This window comes from uncultured Rothia sp. (genome assembly GCF_937976295.1).
GTDB lineage: Bacteria > Actinomycetota > Actinomycetes > Actinomycetales > Micrococcaceae > Rothia.
On record NZ_CALJRY010000087.1, the window covers coordinates 1 to 2,318 of the forward strand.

Here is a 2,318-nt window from a genome sequence, read left to right on the forward strand (position 1 = left end):
CCACCGGAACCCACTGCCACTCAGTAATACCGTGCGGGTCATGCAGCTTCTCATAGCCCTCATACAGAGCAAACAAGCCGCCCAGGGCAAAGATAATAATCGAAACAATAAACGCGTAAATATAGCGGTTACGGCCATAACCAAACGGGTGTTCCTCATCAGCCTGCTTCTGCGCAGCACGACCACCCACCAGAAGCAACACCTGATTACCAGAGTCAGCCACCGAGTGAATACCCTCCGCCAGCATCGACGAAGAACGAGTCAGCGCAAAAGCCAAAAACTTCAGCACCGCAATACCCAGGTTCGCACCCAGCGCGGCAATAATCGCGCCCGAACCCGAATGACCAGAAGGAGCAGACATAATTTCCCTTTCTCAGCCCTAACCTAAAATTCTAAAACCTATAAGGCTAAAGCGACCCACCGCTGTGCCACAGCCGCGAACCGCCCAAAACCTAGCGAGAAACGCCGCGCTGAGCCATCGCCGAAGCATACAGACACACAGCAGCAGCGGTTCCCACGTTCAAAGACTCAGCCGATCCGTACACCGGCACCGCCACGCGCATGGTCGCTGCCGCCTTTTCTTCAGCGTTCAAACCCTGCGCTTCATTCCCGAAAAGCCACATAGTCGGCTGAGAAAGATCAAAATTACCCTTCACGCCGGACGGGGCACTCGCCTCCACACCGGCACGACGAGCCGCCGTGTACTCACTCAGCTCCTGCAAATTCACCGCACCATAGCCGTCAGCAGCCAACACAGCAGCACCCTGAGACTTCACATCCTCCGCGAAATCCTCCAGCTGCACACCCTGAATAATCGGCACATGGAACAGCGAGCCAGCGGTAGAACGCACCGTCTTCGGGTTATACAAATCCACCGAACCCTTAGTCGTAATCACCAGGTCAGCACCGGCCGCATCCGCCACGCGAAGAATAGTGCCCGCATTACCCGGATCCTGCACACGAGACAGCACAGCAATCAGCTTCGGATTCAACGCGCCCTCACCCCACAGCAGCGAGAACGACGCATCCACCATAAAGGAAACCGCAATAATACCCTGCGGGCTCACCGAATCAGCCATCGCCTCCAGCACCTCATCAGTCACCACACGCATAAAGACGCGGCGGCCTTCCTCTGGGGTGGGAGTGCCGTACACCTGCTCCAGCAGCTCAGCAATATCCTCATGACGGTCAAAAGCCGCCTCCGTAACGTAGACAGCATCCAGAATCGGCTTCTGCAAATGCGCCTTCAACGCCTCACGCACAGCCTGCGGGCCTTCCACCAGGAACTGGCCCTTCTTCGTGCGGGCAGCGCGGGTACGCAGCTTCGCAATATCGCGCACACGATCTGCCTGCGGATTGGACATCACAACGGGGGTACTAATACGTTCAAAAAAGTTCACTCTTAAAGGGTACAGGCAAAGGCGCGCCCAAAGAACGCCCCCAAGTCACAGTGCACCGTCTGATACCCGAACATGCAGAAAGCGGCCGCCCACACTCAAAAGTGCAGACGGCCGCTCACGACGCTTAAGCATCCTACCCCGAACCTAGATCTTCGAGGCAAGAACACAACCTAGGCTCATTAAGCCTTGGGAGCCGAGGTGTCCTCGGGCAGGTTGTTCTTAGCAATCTCAACCAGTGCGTTGAAGGCAGCGGGCTCGTTCACGGCCAGCTCAGCCAGCATACGGCGGTCAACCTCAACACCAGCAGCCTTCAGGCCCTGGATGAAGCGGTTGTAGGTCAGGCCCTGTGCGCGGGAAGCAGCGTTGATACGCTGAATCCACAGGCGACGGAAGTCACCCTTCTTCTTACGACGGTGGTCGTAGCTGTAAACCAGCGAGTGAGTGACCTGCTCCTTAGCCTTACGGTACAGGCGAGAACGCTGACCGCGGTAGCCGGATGCACGATCGAGAATAGTACGGCGCTTCTTGTGCGCGTTAACCGCGCGCTTCACACGTGCCACGTGTGTCTCCTTCGTCTTATGTCCTGAACAGCTCACATATCACGCTGAACAGGAGCGAGTCTTTAATCAGTGCGCACCACTATCGGTGCGCCAGGTGCAGAGAGTAAGCGTTGCTTACTTACCCAGCATCTTCTTGACAACCTTTGCCTGGCCGCCGGTAACGATCTGGTCAGAAGCCAGACGACGGGTCAGACGAGAGGACTTGTGCTCCAGGTAGTGGCGGCGGTTCGCCTGCTGGCGCTTAACCTTGCCGCTACCGGTGAGCTTGAAGCGCTTCTTAGCACCAGAGTGGGTCTTCTGCTTCGGCATAGCTGCCGTTCTCCTTACATTCATCCCCCGCCACAGTATAAGAGACACA

Annotated in this window: 4 protein-coding genes; all 4 read right to left on the minus strand. The window is 56.9% G+C overall.

All coding sequences use genetic code 11. From position 1 onward, the window contains the following. Positions 1-361 (minus strand): cation diffusion facilitator family transporter (locus Q0216_RS02295; protein WP_298592594.1); only part of this gene is annotated, 361 nt, incomplete at its 3' end. A gap of 91 nt (positions 362-452) precedes the next feature. Then, positions 453-1,364 carry an RNA methyltransferase gene (locus Q0216_RS02300; RefSeq protein ID WP_298592597.1) on the minus strand — a complete coding sequence of 304 codons (912 nt, stop codon included), beginning with the start codon at positions 1,362-1,364 and terminating at the stop codon, positions 453-455. Between the two features lie 215 nt (positions 1,365-1,579). Further along, positions 1,580-1,960: a 50S ribosomal protein L20 gene (gene rplT, locus Q0216_RS02305; RefSeq protein WP_005507127.1), complete on the minus strand. Its 381-nt coding sequence runs from the start codon at positions 1,958-1,960 to the stop codon at positions 1,580-1,582. Positions 1,961-2,074: 114 nt separating this feature from the next. Continuing rightward, positions 2,075-2,269, minus strand: a complete 195-nt coding sequence (gene rpmI, locus Q0216_RS02310) for a 50S ribosomal protein L35 (RefSeq protein ID WP_004006287.1) — start codon at positions 2,267-2,269, stop codon at positions 2,075-2,077. Between the last annotated feature and the right edge of the window lie 49 nt (positions 2,270-2,318).